We start from the raw sequence: 17153 nt of genomic DNA, 5'->3' as shown, positions 1-17153 counted from the left end.
TTATTCTAAAATACAGGTAGAAAGGCCGCGATCTCAGCATTGCATTTGCAGCCGCTGGCTGCATTCGAGCACCGCAATGCACTCTTTCGGAACAGATCTGCGCGCGCCCGTAAAGGGTCCCTCAACCAAGAAAAGCGACGCCACGGCTAAGCCAATGGGATTAGACTAAAAGCCAAGCTGGCCCATTTGTCCTTTCAATTTCGAGATTGCTGCTTTACACCCTTCACAAGAGGAAAGCCGGGCAAACCGGCGGGGAACAATAAGGGGAGGCGAATGTCGGCATTCCTGTCCGTCAGCCGTTTGATCGACTCGATCAGCCAATTCATTGGCAAGATTTCCGAATACCTGGTCCTTCTCTGCTGTCTGGTCAGCGCCGCAAACGCCATCATCCGCTACATGTTCAACTACAGCTCCAACGGCTGGCTGGAGATCCAGTGGTACATGTTCGCTTTCATTGTCGTGCTGGGCGCCTCCCACACGTTGAGGATGAATGAACATGTTCGCGTCGACCTGATCTACGGCGCCGTTTCCGACCGTGCGCGCCTGTGGATCGACATCGTCGGCATCGTCGTCTTCCTCCTGCCCGCGTGCATCTTTCTGACATGGCTCTGCTGGCCCGTTTTCTGGCTCTCCTACCAGCAGGGCGAGATATCGGCGAACGCGGGCGGCCTCATCCGTTGGCCGGTCAAGCTGATGCTTGTCGCCGGCTTTGCGCTTCTGAGCCTCCAGGGCTTCTCCGAGCTCATCAAGCGGATCGCAGCACTCACCGGATATACGACGCTCGACACGAGCTACGAGAAGCCCTTGCAGTAAGATAGGTTGGGGGAACCTGCTTTGTTTGACTTTGGTGTCATTCCGCCACTGATGTTCGTCGGCATGGTCGTCTTCATGCTGTACGGCTTTCCGGTCGCCTTCTCGCTTTCGGCTGTCGGCCTGTTCTTCGGGATCGTCGGCATCGCGACCGGCCATTTCACCGAGGCTTTCCTGCAGGCCCTGCCGCTGCGCTTCTTCGGCATCGTGTCGAATGAGCTGCTGTTGGCGATCCCCTTCTTCACCTTCATGGGGGCGATCCTGGAAAGATGCGGCCTCGCGGAAGATCTTCTCGAGGGAACGGGCAAGCTTTTCGGCGCAATCCCCGGCGGGCTCGCCTATGCGGTGATTTTGGTCGGTGCCGTGCTCGGCGCCATCACAGGCACCGTCGCTGCCTCCGTCATCACCATGGGCGTCATCTCGCTGCCGATCATGCTGCGATATGGCTATCACCCGCGCCTGGCGACCGGCGTCATCGCCGCGTCCGGAACGATCACACAGCTGATACCGCCATCCCTCGTCCTTGTTGTGCTCGCCGATCAGCTCGGGCGCTCGGTCGGCGACATGTATCTTGGCGCCATCGGGCCTTCGATCCTGCAGGTCGTGATCTTCATTCTCTTCATCCTGCTGATGTCGATCGTCCGCCCCTCCTCGATGCCGCCGCTTCCGAAGGAAGCGCGCGGCGACCTCGGCTGGGCACTGGTCATCAAGGTCCTGGCGGGAATGATCCCGTCGATCGTGCTGATCTTCCTCGTGCTCGGTACCATCTTCATGGGCCTGGCCACGCCCACGGAGGCCGGCGCGCTCGGCGTGGTCGGCGCCATTCTGCTCGCCGCCATGCATCGACGGCTCACCTGGCCGCTGATCCAGCAGGGCATGCGTTCGACCATGCACATCACCTCCATGGTGGTCTTCATCCTCATCGGCTCGACCTGCTTCAGCCTGGTCTTTCAGGGCATGGACGGGTCGCGCTGGATCGAGCACCTGCTGTCGGGCCTGCCCGGCGGCCCGGTCGGCTTCCTGATCTTCGTCAACGTCTTCATCTTCATCCTCGCCTTCTTCCTCGATTTCTTCGAGATCGCCTTCATCGTCATCCCGATGCTCGCGCCCGTCGCGTCGGCCCTCGGCATCGACCTCATCTGGTTCGGCGTGCTGATCTGCGTGAACATGCAGACGAGCTTCATGCATCCACCCTTCGGGTTCGCACTGTTTTACCTGCGCAGCATTGCCTCGCGAGAGGTAAAGACCAGCGACATCTACATGGGCGCTCTGCCCTGGGTCGTCATGCAGATCATCCTCGTCGCCATCGTTATCTTCTGGCCGCAGTCGGTGACCTATTGGCTGGACAAGGGACCAAAGGTGGACCCCAACTCGATCAAGATCGAGGTGCCTGGCTTTGGAACCGGCATGTCGCTACCCCCGCTCGACAATGGCGGCAGCGGCGGCAACCAGCTGCCCGGCATGTCGCTGCCCCCGCTGAACGGCCTGCCCGGCCAGGCGCCCGCACAGGGCCAGCCCACTCCGCCGCCGCAGCCCACGCCCGATCTCAGCCAACCGCCCGTCATAAGATAGCGGGCACGAAAAAGCCCCGGACCGAAATCCGGGGCTTTCTTTTCGAAGTCGACAAAAGAACGGCTCAGATCTTTCCGGCGCGCTGCTGGATCATCATGAAGGTGTCGAAGGTATATTCCGACAGCTGCATCCAGAGATAGGCGTCGCGCTTGTAGGCCGTCTGATCGTCGTAGATCTTCTTGAAGGAGGCGTTCGATGCCGTGATCTCGGCATAGAGCGCATTCGAGGCCTGGAAGCAGGCTTCGAGAATCTCCTGGCTGAAGGGACGCAGCGTCGCTCCCTCGGCGACCAGCTGCTTCAATGCCTGCGGGTTCTTGACGTCGTATTTCGCCAGCATGTTGGTATTGGCGTAGGTGCAGGCACCCTCCAGGATCGTCTGGTAGCGCTTCGGCAGGCTGTTCCACTTCTCCAGATTGAAGAAGGCGTGGATCGCCGGGCCGCCTTCCCACCAGCCGGGATAGTAGTAGTAGCGCGCGACCTTGTGCAGCCCGAGCTTCAGGTCGTCATAGGGACCGACCCATTCGGAAGCGTCGATGGTGCCCTTTTCAAGGGCGGGATAGATGTCGCCGCCGGCGATCTGCTGCGGCACGACACCGAGCTTTTCCACCACGCGGCCGGCAAGACCGGCAATACGCATCTTCACGCCCTTGAGGTCGTCGAGCGTATTGATCTCCTTGCGGAACCAGCCACCCATCTGGGCACCCGTATTGCCCGCAGGAAGGCCGTAGATGCCCTGCGTGGCATAAAATTCGTTCATGAGCTTCGTGCCGTTGCCTTCGAAGAACCAGGCATTCGTGAGGCGCGCATTCAGACCGAAGGGGATGGCCGTCCCGATCGCATAGGTCGGGTCCTTGCCGACGAAATAGTAGGAGCAGGTATGGGCCGCCTCGACGGTGCCCGCGCTCACCGCGTCGGCCGCCTGGAGCCCGGGGACGATTTCACCGGCTGCGAAAGGCTGGATCGTGAAGTTTCCGTCGGTCGCTTCCGAAACATGCCGTGCGATATCCTCGGCCCCGCCGTAGATCGTATCCAGGCTCTTCGGAAAGGAAGACGTCATGCGCCAGGTAATCTTCGGATTTTCCTGCGCTATCGCAGGCGCTGCAAGGGCCGTAGCGGCGACGGCACCCGCTCCCGCGGTCCCTGCCTTCCTTATAAATGAACGACGATCCATCAAAAACCTCCCGTGTAGATGGTGCTGCGCGGCTTCTTTTGTCCTCACCCCATTCCCCGCAGCAATGACGCGAAAACTAAGCACGGCACAACAAGCGTTTCAAGCTCTAGTCCATTAGCCTTTCGCATCAAGACAAGAATGTGGCAAAGGCGGGCAATCCATCAATATCAGCGCTTTAGCGCGGCCTCGCCGCAATTCCGCCGCCACGGCGGCGCAGGCGTTGACTGAAAGGCCTTTATGGTTTCTCAAATAGAGCCGCATCTGTTTTGTTCGAGGCAAGAATGACAAAGCCCATCGTCGCCATCCCAGCCGATATCCGTGCTTTTGACGGCACCAGCTGGCATGCCGTCCAGCACCAATATGTGCGGGCCGCGCTGAATGCCGCCGGCGTCATGGCCTTCATCATCCCGGCCTTCGAGGAAGGCTATGAAACCGACGCCATCCTCGACAGGGTCGACGGCGTTCTTGTTTCCGGATCGGCAAGCAACGTCCACCCCTCGCTCTATGGCAGGCAGGCGACGGAAGCGGACGGCCCGTTCGACCCGGCCCGCGACGCCACAAGCCTGCCGCTCATCCGGCGCGCGCTCGATCGCGCGATACCGGTCCTCGCCATCTGCCGGGGCTTGCAGGAGCTCAACGTTGCCCTCGGCGGCACGCTCGCGAGCGAAATCCAGGAACAGCCCGGCATTTGGGACCACCGCAGGCCGGAGGGCGTCGATCGCGACGGCATGTATGCAATCCGCCAGAGCGTCTTCGTCAAGGAAGGCTCGTGCATTGCCCGCTATATCGGTCCGGGTGAAGTCCGGGTCAATTCCCTGCACCGGCAGGCGATAGCCGATACGGCGCCGCGCCTGCAGGTCGAGGCGCTGGCCGAAGACGGCACGATCGAGGCCGTCTCGGTGATCGACGCCAAGGCGTTTGCGGTCGGCGTGCAATGGCATCCGGAATACTGGGCGGAAATGGACGCCCCGTCAGGCAAGCTCTTCAGCGCATTTGGCGATGCCGTCCGAGCCTATGCCGATGCACGCCAGACGGCGACCGAGGAGACGCCTCGGCGCTCAGCGTTGCCTTGAGGGCGTCTCCGGCACCGGGGTCAGGGCCACGCCCTTCGCAAACCATTCGATGACATTGTTCGCGACGAGATCGGCCATGGCGTTGCGTGTCGGCACCGTGGCCGAGGCAATGTGCGGCAGCAGCGTGGCGTTCGGGAACGTCAGCAGTTCGGCGGGCACGTTCGGCTCATCGTAGAAGACGTCGAGGCCGACAGCGCCGATGGCGCCCGAGCGCAATGCGGCGATCAGCGCATCCTCGTCCACCGTCCAACCGCGTCCGACATTGATGAGGATGCCCTCAGGCCCCAGCGCTGAGAGCACCTCCGCATCGATGGTCTTGTGCGTCTGCGGCGTCTTCGGGACGATGGCGATCAACGTGTCGACCGCCTCCGCCATGCCCTTGAGGGTCGGATAGTAGTCGTAGCTCACGCCCTCATGGCGCGAGCGCGTGTGGTAGCTGATCTTCACCTTGAACGGCTCCAGGCGATTTGCGATCTCCTGCCCGATGCGGCCAAGGCCATAGAGGCCCACATGCCTGCCCTTGAGCGAGAAGGGCGAGAGCGGGAAAGCACCTTCGCTGACCCAGCGTCCCTGCCGTAGCCAGTTCTCCGCCTGGGGAAACCGCCGTGCCGCATTGAGCAGCAGCGCGAGCGCCGTGTCCGCAACTTCGTCGTTGAGGACGTCTGGCGTATTGGTGACGATGATACCCTTGGAAGCGGCGTGACGCGCGTCGACGCCGTCATAGCCGACGCCGAAACTGGCAATGACCTCAAGAGCGGGCAACGCGTCCATGAGCGCGGCCGAAAAGCTGCCGCTCACCACCGCGCCGCGTATGCGCTTCGCGGTCTCGGCATCCAGTCCGTGGTTGCCGTTCGCCTCCATCTGGACAAGATCGAACCGGTCGTTCAGTGTCTCCAGCACACGGCTGTGCATCTTCCCGACGACGAGAACCGCAGTTTTTGGGGATGGCATGATCTATCCTTCCTGCTGGCCCTTGCTAATGGCGCGGGCGGTAGGGACTTGTCGATTGACGGATACGCATGTGTGGCTTGATAAGATGGATGCCGTCGGGCTCGTGGCTACCCGCCAGCCTGTCGAGAAGCGCGCGCGCCGCAAGCCGGCCGACTTCCGCCTGCCCGTTCCAGACGGTTGTCAGCGCCGGTGTTGCGATCGCAGCCTCCTCGAGGTCGTCATAGCCGGTCACCGATATGTCCGAGCCCGGCACAAGACCTGCGCGCGCGATGCCGTTCATCAGTCCGATCGCGACAAGGTCGTTCCAACAGACGGCGGCCGTCGGCTTCTGCGGCAGCGACAGGAAATGCACCGCAGCCTCGAAACCGCCCTGCTTGGAGCGTGGACCGGGAATGCGCAGCTCGGGATCGACTTCGATGCCGGCCTTGCGAAGCGCATTCACATAGCCCTGGTAGCGGTCGCGCCCGGTCGATGTCTGGTCCGTGCCGCCGATCATTGCGATGCAGCGATGGCCGAGGCCGATCAGGTGGTTTGTGGCCAGCGAAATGCCGTAGCTGTCGTCACCGCGATAGGTCGGCACATCGAGCGCCTCCATCGAGCGGGCGATCAGGATCGCCGGCATTCCATTGTTCTCGGCAAGCTGGATATCCTCGGGAGGCGTCCCGATGGCCGGCGACATGATGACGCCGTCGCCGCCGAGCTGCAGCAGGGTCTCGACGAAGGTCCGCTGCTTGTCCACCGAGTCATAATGGTTCGAAAGGATGAAGGTGTGGCGGCTGCGGTCGAGCTCGCTTTCGATCGCCTTGAGGATTTCCCCGTAGAAGGGGTTCATGATGTCGTGCACGACGACGCCGATGATGCCCGAACGTGAGGTCCGCAAGCTGGCTGCGCGACGGTTGTAGATATATCCGAGCGCTCGCGCCTGTTCCTTTATCTTCTCTCTTGTGTTGCCTGCGACGAGCGGGCTGTCCCGCAAAGCAAGCGATACGGTCGCTGTTGAAATACCAAGCGTTTCGGCAATGGTAGAAAGCTTAATCTTTTGAGCCACGTGCCCTCCCCTACAGGCAACTCATTTCCGCGTCCCCCCCACAGGGCGCATCTGAAACGACTTTAAAAAATTTAATTAAAAGATTTAAGCACGTTCTGCAATTCCCATATTCGCAAAAATGTCAAAATTCCTCCTCTTCCTCCAGAGGGTGATCATGGCCCGGGTGAAGATTGCCCTCGATGGCTTTCAGCAGCCGGACAAGCGTGCGGATTTCCTTCTCCGAGAAGCCTTGCGTCGCCAGGCTGTCACATGCGGCGGACGACATTTCGATGCTGCCGATGCTTCGGCGTCCCGCCTCCGTCAGGTAGATCTTGGTCAGTCGCGCATCGTCCTGGTCAGGCCGCCGTTCGAGGAACCCCTGCGCCTCCATGCGGCCGATGGTGCGTGTCATGGTGGGGGCCTTTACCCCGAGCCTTTGCGCAAGCGCGCCCGTGGCAAGGCCGTCGGTTTCAGCAAGCGTCATGATGACGCCGTCCTGCCCCGCATAGAGGCCGCTTTCGAGGAGATTGCGGGAAAGCACGGTGCGCATGGACCGCGCTGCCTGCGTCAGAGCTGGCGACAGATCGACAACCGTGTATTCGCGGCGATCCTTCTTTTTGCCGGACTTGTGCTTCTTTCCGCCCTTGCTCTTCTTTCCCATCTCCACCCCGCCAGTCTTTCGGCCACGCCCGCGCCGTTGTATGACTTTGCCATGTCATCAATACACAAAATGAGACAAGTACCAAATGGCGCAGCCGCCGATCCTTCTCAAGGATGACGATCCAACGCGCCCGGCGGAAGCCCGAAGGCGCTGGATTGCAGTTCTTCCGCTCGGTGCCCACGAACAGCACGGTCCTCATCTGCCCTTCGAGACGGATGCGCTGATCGCCGCCGGAATTGTCGAGCGGCTGATTCGCGCGCTGCCATCCGACCTGCCTGTCACCTTCCTGCCTGTGGAGCCGGTCGGATACTCGATCGAACACATGGACGTGCCCGGAACGAAGAGCCTTGCCTTCGACGAAGCGGTGCGCCGATGGCTGGCAATTGCGGAAGGGCTTCATCGCGCAGGCATCCGCAAGCTGGTGATGCTGAATGCCCATGGCGGCAATTCGCCCCTGATGACGATCGTCGCGACGGAGGCGCGCGTGCGCTTCGGCATGCTCGTGGTCGCGACAAGCTGGACGCGCTTTGGCGTGCCGGAGGGCGTGATATCGCCAGAGGACAAGGCAATAGACATTCACGGCGGCGACATCGAGACCTCGATAATGCTTGCCCTGCATCCGGAGCAGGTGGATATGTCGAAGGCGGGCAACTTCGCCTCCCGGCAGTCGGATTTTGCCCGCGACTTCCGCCACCTGCGCGCCTATGGCCCGCACGCCTTCGGCTGGAGGATGTCCGACCTCAACAAGCAGGGCGTCGCCGGCAACGCCTCAGCCGCGACGGCCGAGAAGGGCGAGCGTCTGATCGCCCATGCCGTTGCCGGCCTCGTCGAACTCCTGCGCGATGTCGATGCCTTTGATGCGGAAACTCTTCTCTAGTCCGGGAGGCGGGTCGGGCTCCGAGGCGCGATGTGAACATATAACATATAAAAGCCTTTGAACTGGTCGCGGCGAGTCCTTATATGGAACCAACCATTCAGCCCAAAGGCTCCCCCATCTTCGAGGCTCCCATGACCGAAACAGCCACGCAAAAGCCCATTCCCGTAACGGTTCTGACCGGTTACCTCGGCGCCGGCAAGACGACGCTTCTGAACCGCATCCTCTCCGAGAACCACGGCAAGAAATATGCCGTCATCGTCAACGAATTCGGCGAGATCGGCATCGACAATGATCTGATCGTAGAGTCGGACGAAGAGATCTACGAGATGAACAACGGCTGCGTCTGCTGCACCGTGCGCGGCGACCTCATCCGTGTGGTCGAAGGCCTGATGCGCCGCCCAGGCCGTTTCGACGGCATCATCGTCGAGACCACCGGTCTTGCCGATCCCGTCCCGGTCGCCCAGACCTTCTTCATGGACGACGATGTCCGTGCCAAGACCGAACTCGACGCGGTCGTCGCTCTCGTCGATGCCAAGCACCTGCCGCTGCGCCTCAAGGACAGCCGCGAGGCTGAAGACCAGATCGCCTTCGCCGACGTCGTCGTCATCAACAAGTCCGATCTCGTGACACCGGAAGAGCTTGCCCGCATCGAGGACATCGTCCACGCGATCAACCCCTCTGCCCGCGTCTACAAGACCACGCGCTCTGGCGTCAATCTCGCCCGCGTGCTCGATCAGGGCGCATTTAACCTTGAACGCGCCCTCGAGAACGATCCGCACTTCCTCGCACACGATCACGACGACCATGTCTGCGGGCCGGATTGCGATCACGACCATGATCATCACGATCATCACCACCACGATCACGACCATCATCACGGCGCGATGTCGCCGATCCATGACGTGACGGTGCAGTCGGTTTCGCTGCGCGGCGGCGAGATGAACCCCGAGCGCTTCTTCCCGTGGATCCAGAAGGTCACCCAGACCCAGGGCCCGAACATCCTGCGCCTCAAGGGCATCATCGCCTTCAAGGGCGACGAGGAACGCTATGTCGTCCAGGGCGTGCACATGATCATCGAGGGCGATCACCAGCGTCCGTGGAAGGATGGCGAGAAGCGCGAGACCCGCCTCGTCTTCATCGGTCGCGACCTCGACCACGAAAAGCTCGGAGCCTCGTTCAAGGCGTGCGAGGCGGCAGCCTGATGCCGACAGTTGCGCCGCTTGATCTCGACGGCCACATCCTGGCCGTCGAATTCCTGGGTGACGTTCCCTTCTTCGCGAATGCTGCCGGCTCCTTCCACCGTCTGGAGGGAGGCGAGAAGATTTCCGAAGCCCACCAGGGCATGCTGACCTGCATCCGCGATCCCTATAGCGAGAGCCTGATATCCGGCGGCGAGGACGGCAAGGTTCTGCGCACGGCCGCAGACGGCTCGGTGACCGAGATCGCGCAGGTGCCGCGCAAGTGGATAAACCAGGTCGCCGCCGGCCCGCAGGGCGCAGTCGCCTATGCCCATGGCAAGAGCGCACTGGTGCGCCTTGCTGATGGAACCACGCGGGAGTTCACCGAAGAACGCACCGTCGAGGGCATCGCCTTCGCGCCCAAGGGCCTGCGCATCGCGCTCGCCCGCTATAACGGTGTTTCCCTGCACTGGGTCGGCTCGGTTGCCAAGCCCGTCGATCTCGAATGGAAGGGCGCGCATAACGCAGTCACCTTCTCGCCGGACGGCCAGTTCCTCGTCACCACCATGCAGGAAAACGCCCTTCATGGCTGGAAGCTCGACGCCAAGCCCGGCTCCGAGACCCGGCATATGCGCATGACGGGCTATCCCGCCAAGGTGAAGTCGCTCTCCTGGTCGCCCAAGGGCAAGTGGCTCGCCTCCTCCGGCGCGCCGGCCGCGATCGTCTGGCCCTTCCAGGGCAAGGACGGCCCTATGGGCAAGGCGCCCCTGGAACTCGGCACGCGCGCCAACATCATGGCGACTGCGGTCAGGTTCCACCCCCTCGAGGACATTCTTGCGATCGGCTTCATCGACGGCATGATCCTTGCCGTACGCATTGCCGACAGCAAGGAGGCGCTCCTGCGCCGCCCCGGCAAGGGTGCGATCACCAGCATGAGCTGGAGCAAGTCCGGCAAGCTTCTCGCCTTTGCCTCCGAGACGGGCGATTGCGGCGTGGTCGATATTTCAGCCTAGGACCCGCCGCTAGCCAATGTTTGAACCGCTTCTTATGCGGCCTCGCGATCTTCGCTGAAGGCCTCGACCCGGTCCCGCCCCTCGCGTTTCGAGCGGTAGAGCGCCACGTCGGCCTGCTGGACGAGACGTTGGAAATCCGCATGGCCTTCGGTGCGGGTGGCGACACCGATGCTGAGCGTCGGCGAGACCGTCAACTGCGGCAGCTGCATGACAGCCATCGCGAAGGCATGCCGGATCTTCTCGGCGACCGCCACCGCCTCATCGCGTGAGGCGCCCCTCAGCACCGCCAAAAACTCGTCGCCGCCCTGCCTGGCGAGCAGGTCGCCATTGCGCATCACGCCTCTCGCGACATCGGCAAAGAGCCGCAGGATCTCGTCGCCGGTGACGTGCCCGTGCCGGTCGTTCAGCAGCTTGAAGTGGTCGATGTCGATGACGAGCAGCGAAACCGGCTGCGAAGCAAGCGAAGGGATCTGCTCCGCCAGCCCGCCGCGATTGAGAGCGCCGGTCAGCGCATCGTGGTGGGCGAGCTCCATCAGCTTGTTCCAACTCCGCTCCGCAGCCATGAGCACCATCGTCATATTGCGCAGCGTGACGAAGACCACCGCCGAAACGGCGATCCATCCGTGCACGGGACTGCTGCCGAACGGGTCGGGGCCACCGATCTTGCCCGTTGCCGCGAGAAAGCTCCGGACGGCGAAAATCGCCGTCGTGGTTGCGTAGAGCCCGACGAGGAGGCCGGCCGAATAGAGCCTCTCACGTCGGGCGAGGCCAACCGCCTCGCGGGCAATGGCAAGGTCGCACAGGCCACAGATCACCGAGACATAGAGCAGGCGCGCGGAAACGGCTGACGGATCACCGACGAAGAGCACGATGGGCAGGCTGGCGGCGACGATGGCGGCCCAGCAATAGCGCTGGTCGATGGGCCGTCCGGCGAAGACGCGCACCGCAAAGAACATCAGCATGTAGCCGGCGATCGTCACGACATTGCCCGCGTCGATGGAGACGTAGGACGGAACGAACTCGCGCAGGGCGACAAAGAGAGAGCCGATACCGACGAGCAAGTTGCTCGCGGCCCACCAGAGCGGCCAGCGCTCGAAGCGGCCGGTGGCATAGGCGGCAAGCTGCAGCATGCCCAGCACCAGGCAGCTCACGGCAACAATGAAATAGATCGTGCGCAGATCCAGAAGCACGGCTCACTCCCGATTTCTGCCGCGCATGCTACAGCGCCGTATTTGCCGTTTGATTGGGAGCATCGCTAGAAGTTTAGCGATCGCGGATTTTTCGGGCCGTCTCAGGCGGCCCGCACCGCGCCGATGATTTCGCCGAGAAGGTCATGCAGCGAATCCCGGTAGCCGTTGCGGGCAGACGGGCCGCTTTCTTCCGAGGTCATGACCACGGTGAGATTGAGCGAAGGCACGATGTAGAGCATCTGGCCGCCATAGCCCCAGGCGAAATGAACCTGCTCGCCGCCGATCTGTCGCGTGAACCAGCCATAGCCGTAGTCGTCCCCCGAAAAGCGTGAATTGGTGCGATGCTGCCAGGACTGGACTATCCAGTCGGCCGGTACCACCTGCGCGCCCTCCACTGTCCTGCCCCCATTGCGATAGAGTTCGCCGAATGCGAGCAGCGAACGGGGGCTCATGGCCATCTGGTTGCCACCGAGATAGATGCCCTGCGGGTCGCGCTCCCAGGCACCGATACGGAAGCCATCGACGGGTCCGAGCCAATCACGCGCGAGCGCCAGCGTCGATTTTCCGCCGACCTTCGTCAGAATTGCCGAGAGGAGATGCGTCGAGGCGGTGGAATAGAGCATCTGGCCGCCCGGTTCGTCGACGAAGGGCTGGGCGAGCGCGAAGCGCACCCAATTGCGCGAGGAAACCCAGCGGCCGTAGTTCGGACCCGACATGCGGCCGAGCCCCGCCTGCATGGAAAGCAGATTGCCGATGGTGATCTCGTCGAGACGCGGATCGTGATTGGCCGGCAGGTCGGCCTTGAGGATCGGGGCGATCTTCTGGTCCGGCCCATCCAGCAGGCCCTTGCCGATCGCAATGCCCACCAGCGCCGAGATAATCGACTTGGAAGCGGACTTGATGTTGGTGGATTCCGTCACAGCATGGCCGCGATAGCCCTGCTCGGCGATCACCCGGCCATCCTCGGCAACGATGACAGTCTTCAGGGGCTTCAGATCGTCGCGAGAGGAAAGCTCCTGCAGGAGCGGGGCAAGTCGAGCGCCTTGCTCCTGCGCCATGGCGGCTGCCGGCGCAAGCAAAAGGGCGATGGCAAGAACGAAGCGTGTGATCATTTTCATGAGTTAGCTCAGCACGACCATGAAATCACCGCCGGATCGTCCCGCTCACGCGGACGTGAATGTTTATGACCCGCATCTGCCGCCGCGCACTTGCGGTTGCAGCTCCATGCGCGGGATAGTGTCGCGCCAATGTCTTTCATGGATGAGGAGGAAAACCGGATGGCACGCGTGATCGTCATCGGAGCAACCGGGCATGTGGGTACCTATCTCGTGCCGCGGCTCGTCGAAGCCGGCCACGACGTGGTCGGTATCAGCCGCGGACAAGCCGAACCATACCAGCCGCACCAGGCCTGGCGAAGCGTCGAGCGGAGGCAGATGGACCGGGCGGGCCTGGAGAAGGAGGGCCGCTTCGGCACCGATATCCGCGCTCTTGGCGGCGAAATCGTCATCGACATGATCTGCTTCACGCCGGAAAGCGCAAGGCAGCTCGCAGAGGCGCTCGCCGGTCGTGTCAGCCACTTTCTCCATGCCGGCACGATCTGGACGCACGGTCATTCTTTCGTCGTGCCGACGCCGGAGGATGCCCCGAAGAGGCCATTTGGCGAATACGGTATCCAGAAGGCCGCGATCGAGGCTTACCTTCTCGAGAAAGCGCGTCTGGAAGGCTTCCCGGCAACCTTGATCCATCCGGGCCATATCGTCGGCCCCGGCTGGAATCCGCTCAATCCCGCCGGCCATTTCGATCCGGCCGTCTTCTCCGCGATCGCACGCGGCGAAAGACTTGTGCTGCCGAACTTCGGAATGGAGACGGTGCATCATGTCCATGCGGACGACATCGCAGCCCTTTTCATGGGCGCGATCTCCAACTGGAGCGTTTCGGTCGGCGAGAGCTTCCACGCTGTCTCCGGGCGCGCCGTCACGCTGCGGGGATATGCCGAGGCGATGTATCGCTGGTTCGGCCGCGAGCCGATGCTGGAGTTCCTCCCTTTCGAGAAATGGGCGGAGGGCCAGAAGCCGCAGGACGCCAGGGCAACCTGGGAGCATATCGCCCGCAGCCCCAACTGCTCGATGGAAAAGGCAAGCCGTCTGCTTGGTTTTGCGCCGCGCTACAGCTCGCTGGAAGCGGTTCAGGAAGCGGTCAAGTGGCTGATCACAAATGAGCGGATAAGCATCTGAAGGCAGGACGGGACTTTGCCGCCTTAGTGGCACGCACTTCATCACAGCAGGAGAATATCGGCGAGTATGCCCTTGCCCGGCACCCGCTGGAGACCAAGTTTCCCGAGGCTGGAATGACAAGTGGCGACCCTAGGAGGAATTCGAAATGAAGATACTGATGGTGCTTACGTCGCACGACAAACTGGGCAACACCGGGAGGAAGACCGGCTTCTGGCTCGAGGAGTTTGCAGCTCCCTACTACACCTTCCTGGATGCCGGCGCGCAGATCACGGTCGCTTCGCCCAAGGGCGGCCAGCCCCCGATCGATCCGAAGAGCGATACGCCCGAGGGACAGACCCCGCTGACGGAGCGGTTCAAATCGGATCCTGCCACGCAGAGGGTCCTTGCCAATACCGTGAAGTTGAACACCGTCTCCGCGTCGGACTTCGATACAGTTTTCTATCCGGGCGGGCACGGGCCCATGTGGGATCTCGCGGAAGACCCGATCTCGATCAAGCTTATCGAGGATTTCTACAACGCCGGAAAGCCCGTCGGTACCGTCTGCCACGCGCCAGGTGTGCTCCATCGGGTCAAGATCAACGGTGAGCCCATCGTCAAGGGCAAGAGGGTTTCCGGTTTCACGAATTCCGAGGAAGAGGCCGTTCAACTGACGAAGGTCGTCCCCTTCCTGGTCGAGGATGAGCTCAAAAGGCTCGGCGGCCTCTTCGAGAAGGTCGACGACTGGCAGGTGCTGGCGATCACCGACGGCCGTCTCGTAACGGGTCAGAATCCGGCTTCCTCTTCGGAAGCTGCGCGGCACCTGCTTACGCTCATGAGATAACGCCCGGACTGCTTGGCCCGGCGAATACAATATCGACCCTCCGTTACCGCTCCCGGCAGGAAGCGGTAACGGAGGGCGCCGCACCTCCCTGCACCATGCAGACCGCATGAGTTTGTGCGACGGTGTTGGGCACCGTCCATGCAAGCCCATCAGCGAGAGTGCCCGACCCTCCTAAAGTCGCGAAATCTGCCCATCGATATAAATCGCATCCGATTAAATCGGAATACTATTGACATTCCTTTTCATAAGGCATATTTAGCTCGCATCCGATTAATTCGGAACCGATTAAAAGCGAGAAAAAAGGATTTCGCTATGACCGAGAAGCTTCTCCTCACAGGCAAGACTCACAATGTTGGTGGCCGCAACGGCTCCGCACGCAGCAGCGACGGCAAGCTGGACATCAAGCTGGCGCAGCCGCATCCGGCCGCCGAACAGCTCTTTGGCGCCGCCTGGTCGGCCTGCTACATCGGAGCGATCGAACTCGCTGCCTCCCAGAGAAACGTGAAGCTTCCGGCAGGTGCCGAGGTCGATGCCGAGATCGATTTGAATGTGGATGAAGGTTCTTACTTCCTGCGGGCGCGCCTCAATGTCAGCGTGCCAGGCGTCGATCCCGAGGTCGCGCGCGAATTGCTCGAGGCGGCACACGGCATCTGCCCCTATTCCAAGGCGACGCACGGCAACATCGACGTCGCAACAAACCTCCTCTGAAATTGGACTGGCCGGGTCTGCCCGCCTCAGGGCAGGCCTGCCGCTTTCGGGCAAGCCATATTGAAGACCCGCCCATCACCGACACGGCACAAATGCGAACTTGCCGGTCAACAGCGCTCTGGAGAACCCCCGATGATGAACGCCGTCCAACAGCCACCCCACGCGTACAGCGAGTTCGCCCTCGTGCTTGACCCGGCGATCTACGAACCGCTGCCCGACGACTGGCTGATCGGGATAACGGATGTTGTCGGCTCGACGGCGGCAATCAAATCCGGGCGCTATGAAGACGTCAACTATGCGGGCGCGTCGATCATTGCCGCTCTCGGCAATGCTTGGGGAGCGTTCGATTTCCCCTTTGTATTTCGCGGCGATGGCGCTGCGTTTGCGCTGCCGCCGGATGGAATCATGACCGCGACCTCGGCGCTGCGGCAGGTCGCGGCATTTGCCGAAACCAGCCTCGGCCTCGTTCTTCGAACTGGATTGCTGTCCGTCGGCGAAATCCGTGCCAACGGCCGCGATGTGAAAGTTGCGCAATACGCGGCCTCGGAGAACGCGACCTATGCGATGTTTGCCGGCGGCGGGCTCAAATGGGCGGAACAGCAGATCAAGAGCGGTCGGTATCTGGTGAAGCCGGGCAAGTATCCGACGAAGCCGGACCTGACCGGACTTACCTGTGACTGGAAGCCATTTCCCAGCCAGCAGGGCGAGATTCTGTCCCTGTTGGTTGAGCCCCAGGAGCATACCAGCCCCGAGCAGTTTGCCGCGATCGCGAGGGGCGTGCTGGCCATCTTCGACGCAGGCCAGCGCCAGTCTCATCCGGTACCGAGGGACATCGCCATCCCCAACGATGAGAACAGACACATGGATCCTGAAACTTGGGCGACGATTGCCTCCAGTTCAGATTTCCGCAAGTACGATGATGGTCTGCGTCTCACCCTGGACTGCACGCCCGGACAGATCGAAGCTGCCGAGGCTATACTGACGGCAGCAAAGGCGCGTGGCGAAATCAATTTCGGCCTGCATCGCCAGTCGCATGCGCTGATGACCTGCTTCGTGCCCTCGGGCAACCCGGATGCGCATCTACATTTTCTGGATGGGATGGGCGGCGGATATGCCAGGGCCGCGGAGATGATGGAGGCCGGTGAGCTTCCGACTACATCGCCACGTTGCTCCGCCGGCTCCTGAGCCAATATCCATCCTAGGCGGAGTTCTGCAGCAAATTCAAAATATTATAGCGCCGTGCGTATTTCGCACGGCGCTATTTTCGCATCGGCCAGACTGTAAATTCCGCGCGTCGCCGGCACGGCCTGAATTGGGCTCGCCGGCGACGCCGCTGGCATCATTCCTTCTCCCGCTCAGCCTGGGTGGCTCGCAGCAGATTGTCCCGAAGCCTTACCACTGACTTCTGCACGACCGGGAACTCGTCGCCGAGCCCGGTCGCATCGACCAGCGACACGGCAGGATCCGTTTCAAGAAGACGGCGCCCGACTGGCGTCAGGCTGACGCGCACCTGCCGTTCATCGGCGGGATCGCGGCGACGCCTCACGTAGCCTGTCGACTCGAGCTTCTTGAGGATCGGCGTCAGCGTGTTGGATTCGAGGAACAACTTTTCGCCGAGCGCGCCCACGGTCTGGTCATCCTGCTCGGCGAGCGCCACCATGGCGATGTACTGCGTATATGTCAGGCCAAGCTCATCCAGGATTGGCTTGTAGGCACGGCCAAAGGCCAGGTTCGCCGAGTAGATCGCGAAGCACAGGAAATTCGAAAGCTTCCGGCCGTCGGCCTGTGAGTCATCCGCGCTCGTAACTGTCTGGGACGTGGGCATGGGCGTATCCTAACCGGGCTCTCTATTGATTGAATCAATATAG

At 61.9% G+C, this 17153-nt stretch carries 17 protein-coding genes; 10 read left to right on the top strand and 7 right to left on the bottom strand.

What is annotated here, in order from left to right; all coding sequences use genetic code 11:
* The first annotated feature begins 273 nt into the window (after positions 1-273).
* Together EV286_RS21630 and EV286_RS21625 are read left to right on the top strand one after the other, a co-directional pair.
* Positions 274-813 carry a TRAP transporter small permease subunit gene (locus EV286_RS21630; RefSeq protein WP_132959230.1) on the top strand — a complete coding sequence of 180 codons (540 nt, stop codon included), beginning with the start codon at positions 274-276 and terminating at the stop codon, positions 811-813.
* Positions 814-834: 21 nt separating this feature from the next.
* The gene (locus tag EV286_RS21625) at positions 835-2382 is read left to right on the top strand and encodes a TRAP transporter large permease subunit (protein WP_132959229.1); all 1548 of its coding nucleotides are present in this window, start codon (positions 835-837) and stop codon (positions 2380-2382) included.
* 64 nt (positions 2383-2446) lie between these two features.
* On the opposite strand, the gene EV286_RS21620 is transcribed toward EV286_RS21625, so the two are convergent.
* A complete protein-coding gene (locus tag EV286_RS21620; protein ID WP_132959228.1) occupies positions 2447-3553 on the bottom strand; it encodes a TRAP transporter substrate-binding protein in 1107 nt (368 codons plus the stop codon).
* A 281-nt stretch (positions 3554-3834) separates the two neighbouring features.
* On the opposite strand from EV286_RS21620, the gene EV286_RS21615 reads away from it, so the two are divergent.
* Positions 3835-4626 carry a gamma-glutamyl-gamma-aminobutyrate hydrolase family protein gene (locus EV286_RS21615; RefSeq protein ID WP_132959227.1) on the top strand — a complete coding sequence of 264 codons (792 nt, stop codon included), beginning with the start codon at positions 3835-3837 and terminating at the stop codon, positions 4624-4626.
* Here the strand turns inward: EV286_RS21615 and EV286_RS21610 are convergent.
* The 3 genes from EV286_RS21610 to EV286_RS21600 form a co-directional block, all read right to left on the bottom strand.
* Positions 4612-5577 (bottom strand): 2-hydroxyacid dehydrogenase, encoded by a 966-nt coding sequence (locus EV286_RS21610; RefSeq protein WP_132959226.1) that lies wholly within the window; start codon positions 5575-5577, stop codon positions 4612-4614. The two genes, EV286_RS21615 and EV286_RS21610, sit on opposite strands and share 15 nt — an antisense overlap.
* Before the next feature lie 25 nt (positions 5578-5602).
* Positions 5603-6625 carry a LacI family DNA-binding transcriptional regulator gene (locus EV286_RS21605; protein WP_132959225.1) on the bottom strand — a complete coding sequence of 341 codons (1023 nt, stop codon included), beginning with the start codon at positions 6623-6625 and terminating at the stop codon, positions 5603-5605.
* A 121-nt stretch (positions 6626-6746) separates the two neighbouring features.
* Entirely contained in the window at positions 6747-7265 is a 519-nt protein-coding gene (locus tag EV286_RS21600; RefSeq protein ID WP_132959224.1) for a MarR family winged helix-turn-helix transcriptional regulator, read from the bottom strand.
* 85 nt (positions 7266-7350) lie between these two features.
* On the opposite strand from EV286_RS21600, the gene EV286_RS21595 reads away from it, so the two are divergent.
* The 3 genes from EV286_RS21595 to EV286_RS21585 all read left to right on the top strand — a co-directional run bounded on the left by EV286_RS21595 (position 7351) and on the right by EV286_RS21585 (position 10333).
* Entirely contained in the window at positions 7351-8142 is a 792-nt protein-coding gene (locus EV286_RS21595; RefSeq protein WP_132959223.1) for a creatininase family protein, read from the top strand.
* A gap of 131 nt (positions 8143-8273) precedes the next feature.
* Entirely contained in the window at positions 8274-9344 is a 1071-nt protein-coding gene (locus EV286_RS21590) for a GTP-binding protein (RefSeq protein WP_132959222.1), read from the top strand.
* Positions 9344-10333 carry a WD40 repeat domain-containing protein gene (locus tag EV286_RS21585; RefSeq protein WP_132959221.1) on the top strand — a complete coding sequence of 330 codons (990 nt, stop codon included), beginning with the start codon at positions 9344-9346 and terminating at the stop codon, positions 10331-10333. The genes EV286_RS21590 and EV286_RS21585 overlap by 1 nt, the downstream gene beginning before the upstream one ends.
* Positions 10334-10365: 32 nt before the next feature.
* Here the strand turns inward: EV286_RS21585 and EV286_RS21580 are convergent, their stop codons facing one another.
* Positions 10366-11523 carry a GGDEF domain-containing protein gene (locus tag EV286_RS21580; protein ID WP_132959220.1) on the bottom strand — a complete coding sequence of 386 codons (1158 nt, stop codon included), beginning with the start codon at positions 11521-11523 and terminating at the stop codon, positions 10366-10368.
* 101 nt (positions 11524-11624) lie between these two features.
* Positions 11625-12635 carry a serine hydrolase gene (locus EV286_RS21575; RefSeq protein ID WP_132959470.1) on the bottom strand — a complete coding sequence of 337 codons (1011 nt, stop codon included), beginning with the start codon at positions 12633-12635 and terminating at the stop codon, positions 11625-11627.
* Between the two features lie 165 nt (positions 12636-12800).
* Between EV286_RS21575 and EV286_RS21570 the strand changes: the two genes are divergently transcribed.
* The 4 genes from EV286_RS21570 (at position 12801) to EV286_RS21555 (ending at position 16470) form a co-directional block, all read left to right on the top strand.
* Complete coding sequence (locus tag EV286_RS21570; protein WP_132959469.1) at positions 12801-13757, top strand: NAD(P)-dependent oxidoreductase; 957 nt, start codon at positions 12801-12803, stop codon at positions 13755-13757.
* Between the two features lie 145 nt (positions 13758-13902).
* Positions 13903-14577 carry a type 1 glutamine amidotransferase domain-containing protein gene (locus EV286_RS21565; protein WP_132959219.1) on the top strand — a complete coding sequence of 225 codons (675 nt, stop codon included), beginning with the start codon at positions 13903-13905 and terminating at the stop codon, positions 14575-14577.
* A gap of 312 nt (positions 14578-14889) precedes the next feature.
* Positions 14890-15285 (top strand): Ohr family peroxiredoxin, encoded by a 396-nt coding sequence (locus tag EV286_RS21560; RefSeq protein ID WP_132959218.1) that lies wholly within the window; start codon positions 14890-14892, stop codon positions 15283-15285.
* Positions 15286-15417: 132 nt separating this feature from the next.
* Positions 15418-16470 carry a DUF3095 family protein gene (locus tag EV286_RS21555; RefSeq protein ID WP_132959217.1) on the top strand — a complete coding sequence of 351 codons (1053 nt, stop codon included), beginning with the start codon at positions 15418-15420 and terminating at the stop codon, positions 16468-16470.
* 154 nt (positions 16471-16624) lie between these two features.
* Here the strand turns inward: EV286_RS21555 and EV286_RS21550 are convergent, their stop codons facing one another.
* Positions 16625-17110, bottom strand: a complete 486-nt coding sequence (locus EV286_RS21550; RefSeq protein WP_132959216.1) for a MarR family transcriptional regulator — start codon at positions 17108-17110, stop codon at positions 16625-16627.
* Between the last annotated feature and the right edge of the window lie 43 nt (positions 17111-17153).

The organism is Rhizobium sp. BK251 (genome assembly GCF_004345245.1).
Lineage (GTDB): Bacteria > Pseudomonadota > Alphaproteobacteria > Rhizobiales > Rhizobiaceae > Rhizobium.
The sequence above is the reverse complement of the archived record's forward strand: the minus strand, read 5'-3'. Positions and strand labels throughout refer to the sequence as shown.

Bases quoted from the DNA above. Each gene is read 5' to 3' on its own strand.
- EV286_RS21630 (WP_132959230.1), top strand. From the start codon at position 274: ATGTCGGCATTCCTGTCCGTCAGCCGTTTGATCGACTCGATCAGCCAA.
- EV286_RS21620 (WP_132959228.1), bottom strand. From the start codon at position 3,553: ATGGATCGTCGTTCATTTATAAGGAAGGCAGGGACCGCGGGAGCGGGT.
- EV286_RS21615 (WP_132959227.1), top strand. From the start codon at position 3,835: ATGACAAAGCCCATCGTCGCCATCCCAGCCGATATCCGTGCTTTTGAC.
- EV286_RS21610 (WP_132959226.1), bottom strand. From the start codon at position 5,577: ATGCCATCCCCAAAAACTGCGGTTCTCGTCGTCGGGAAGATGCACAGC.
- EV286_RS21600 (WP_132959224.1), bottom strand. From the start codon at position 7,265: ATGGGAAAGAAGAGCAAGGGCGGAAAGAAGCACAAGTCCGGCAAAAAG.
- EV286_RS21595 (WP_132959223.1), top strand. From the start codon at position 7,351: ATGGCGCAGCCGCCGATCCTTCTCAAGGATGACGATCCAACGCGCCCG.
- EV286_RS21590 (WP_132959222.1), top strand. From the start codon at position 8,274: ATGACCGAAACAGCCACGCAAAAGCCCATTCCCGTAACGGTTCTGACC.
- EV286_RS21585 (WP_132959221.1), top strand. From the start codon at position 9,344: ATGCCGACAGTTGCGCCGCTTGATCTCGACGGCCACATCCTGGCCGTC.
- EV286_RS21575 (WP_132959470.1), bottom strand. From the start codon at position 12,635: ATGATCACACGCTTCGTTCTTGCCATCGCCCTTTTGCTTGCGCCGGCA.
- EV286_RS21570 (WP_132959469.1), top strand. From the start codon at position 12,801: ATGGCACGCGTGATCGTCATCGGAGCAACCGGGCATGTGGGTACCTAT.
- EV286_RS21565 (WP_132959219.1), top strand. From the start codon at position 13,903: ATGAAGATACTGATGGTGCTTACGTCGCACGACAAACTGGGCAACACC.
- EV286_RS21560 (WP_132959218.1), top strand. From the start codon at position 14,890: ATGACCGAGAAGCTTCTCCTCACAGGCAAGACTCACAATGTTGGTGGC.
- EV286_RS21555 (WP_132959217.1), top strand. From the start codon at position 15,418: ATGATGAACGCCGTCCAACAGCCACCCCACGCGTACAGCGAGTTCGCC.
- EV286_RS21550 (WP_132959216.1), bottom strand. From the start codon at position 17,110: ATGCCCACGTCCCAGACAGTTACGAGCGCGGATGACTCACAGGCCGAC.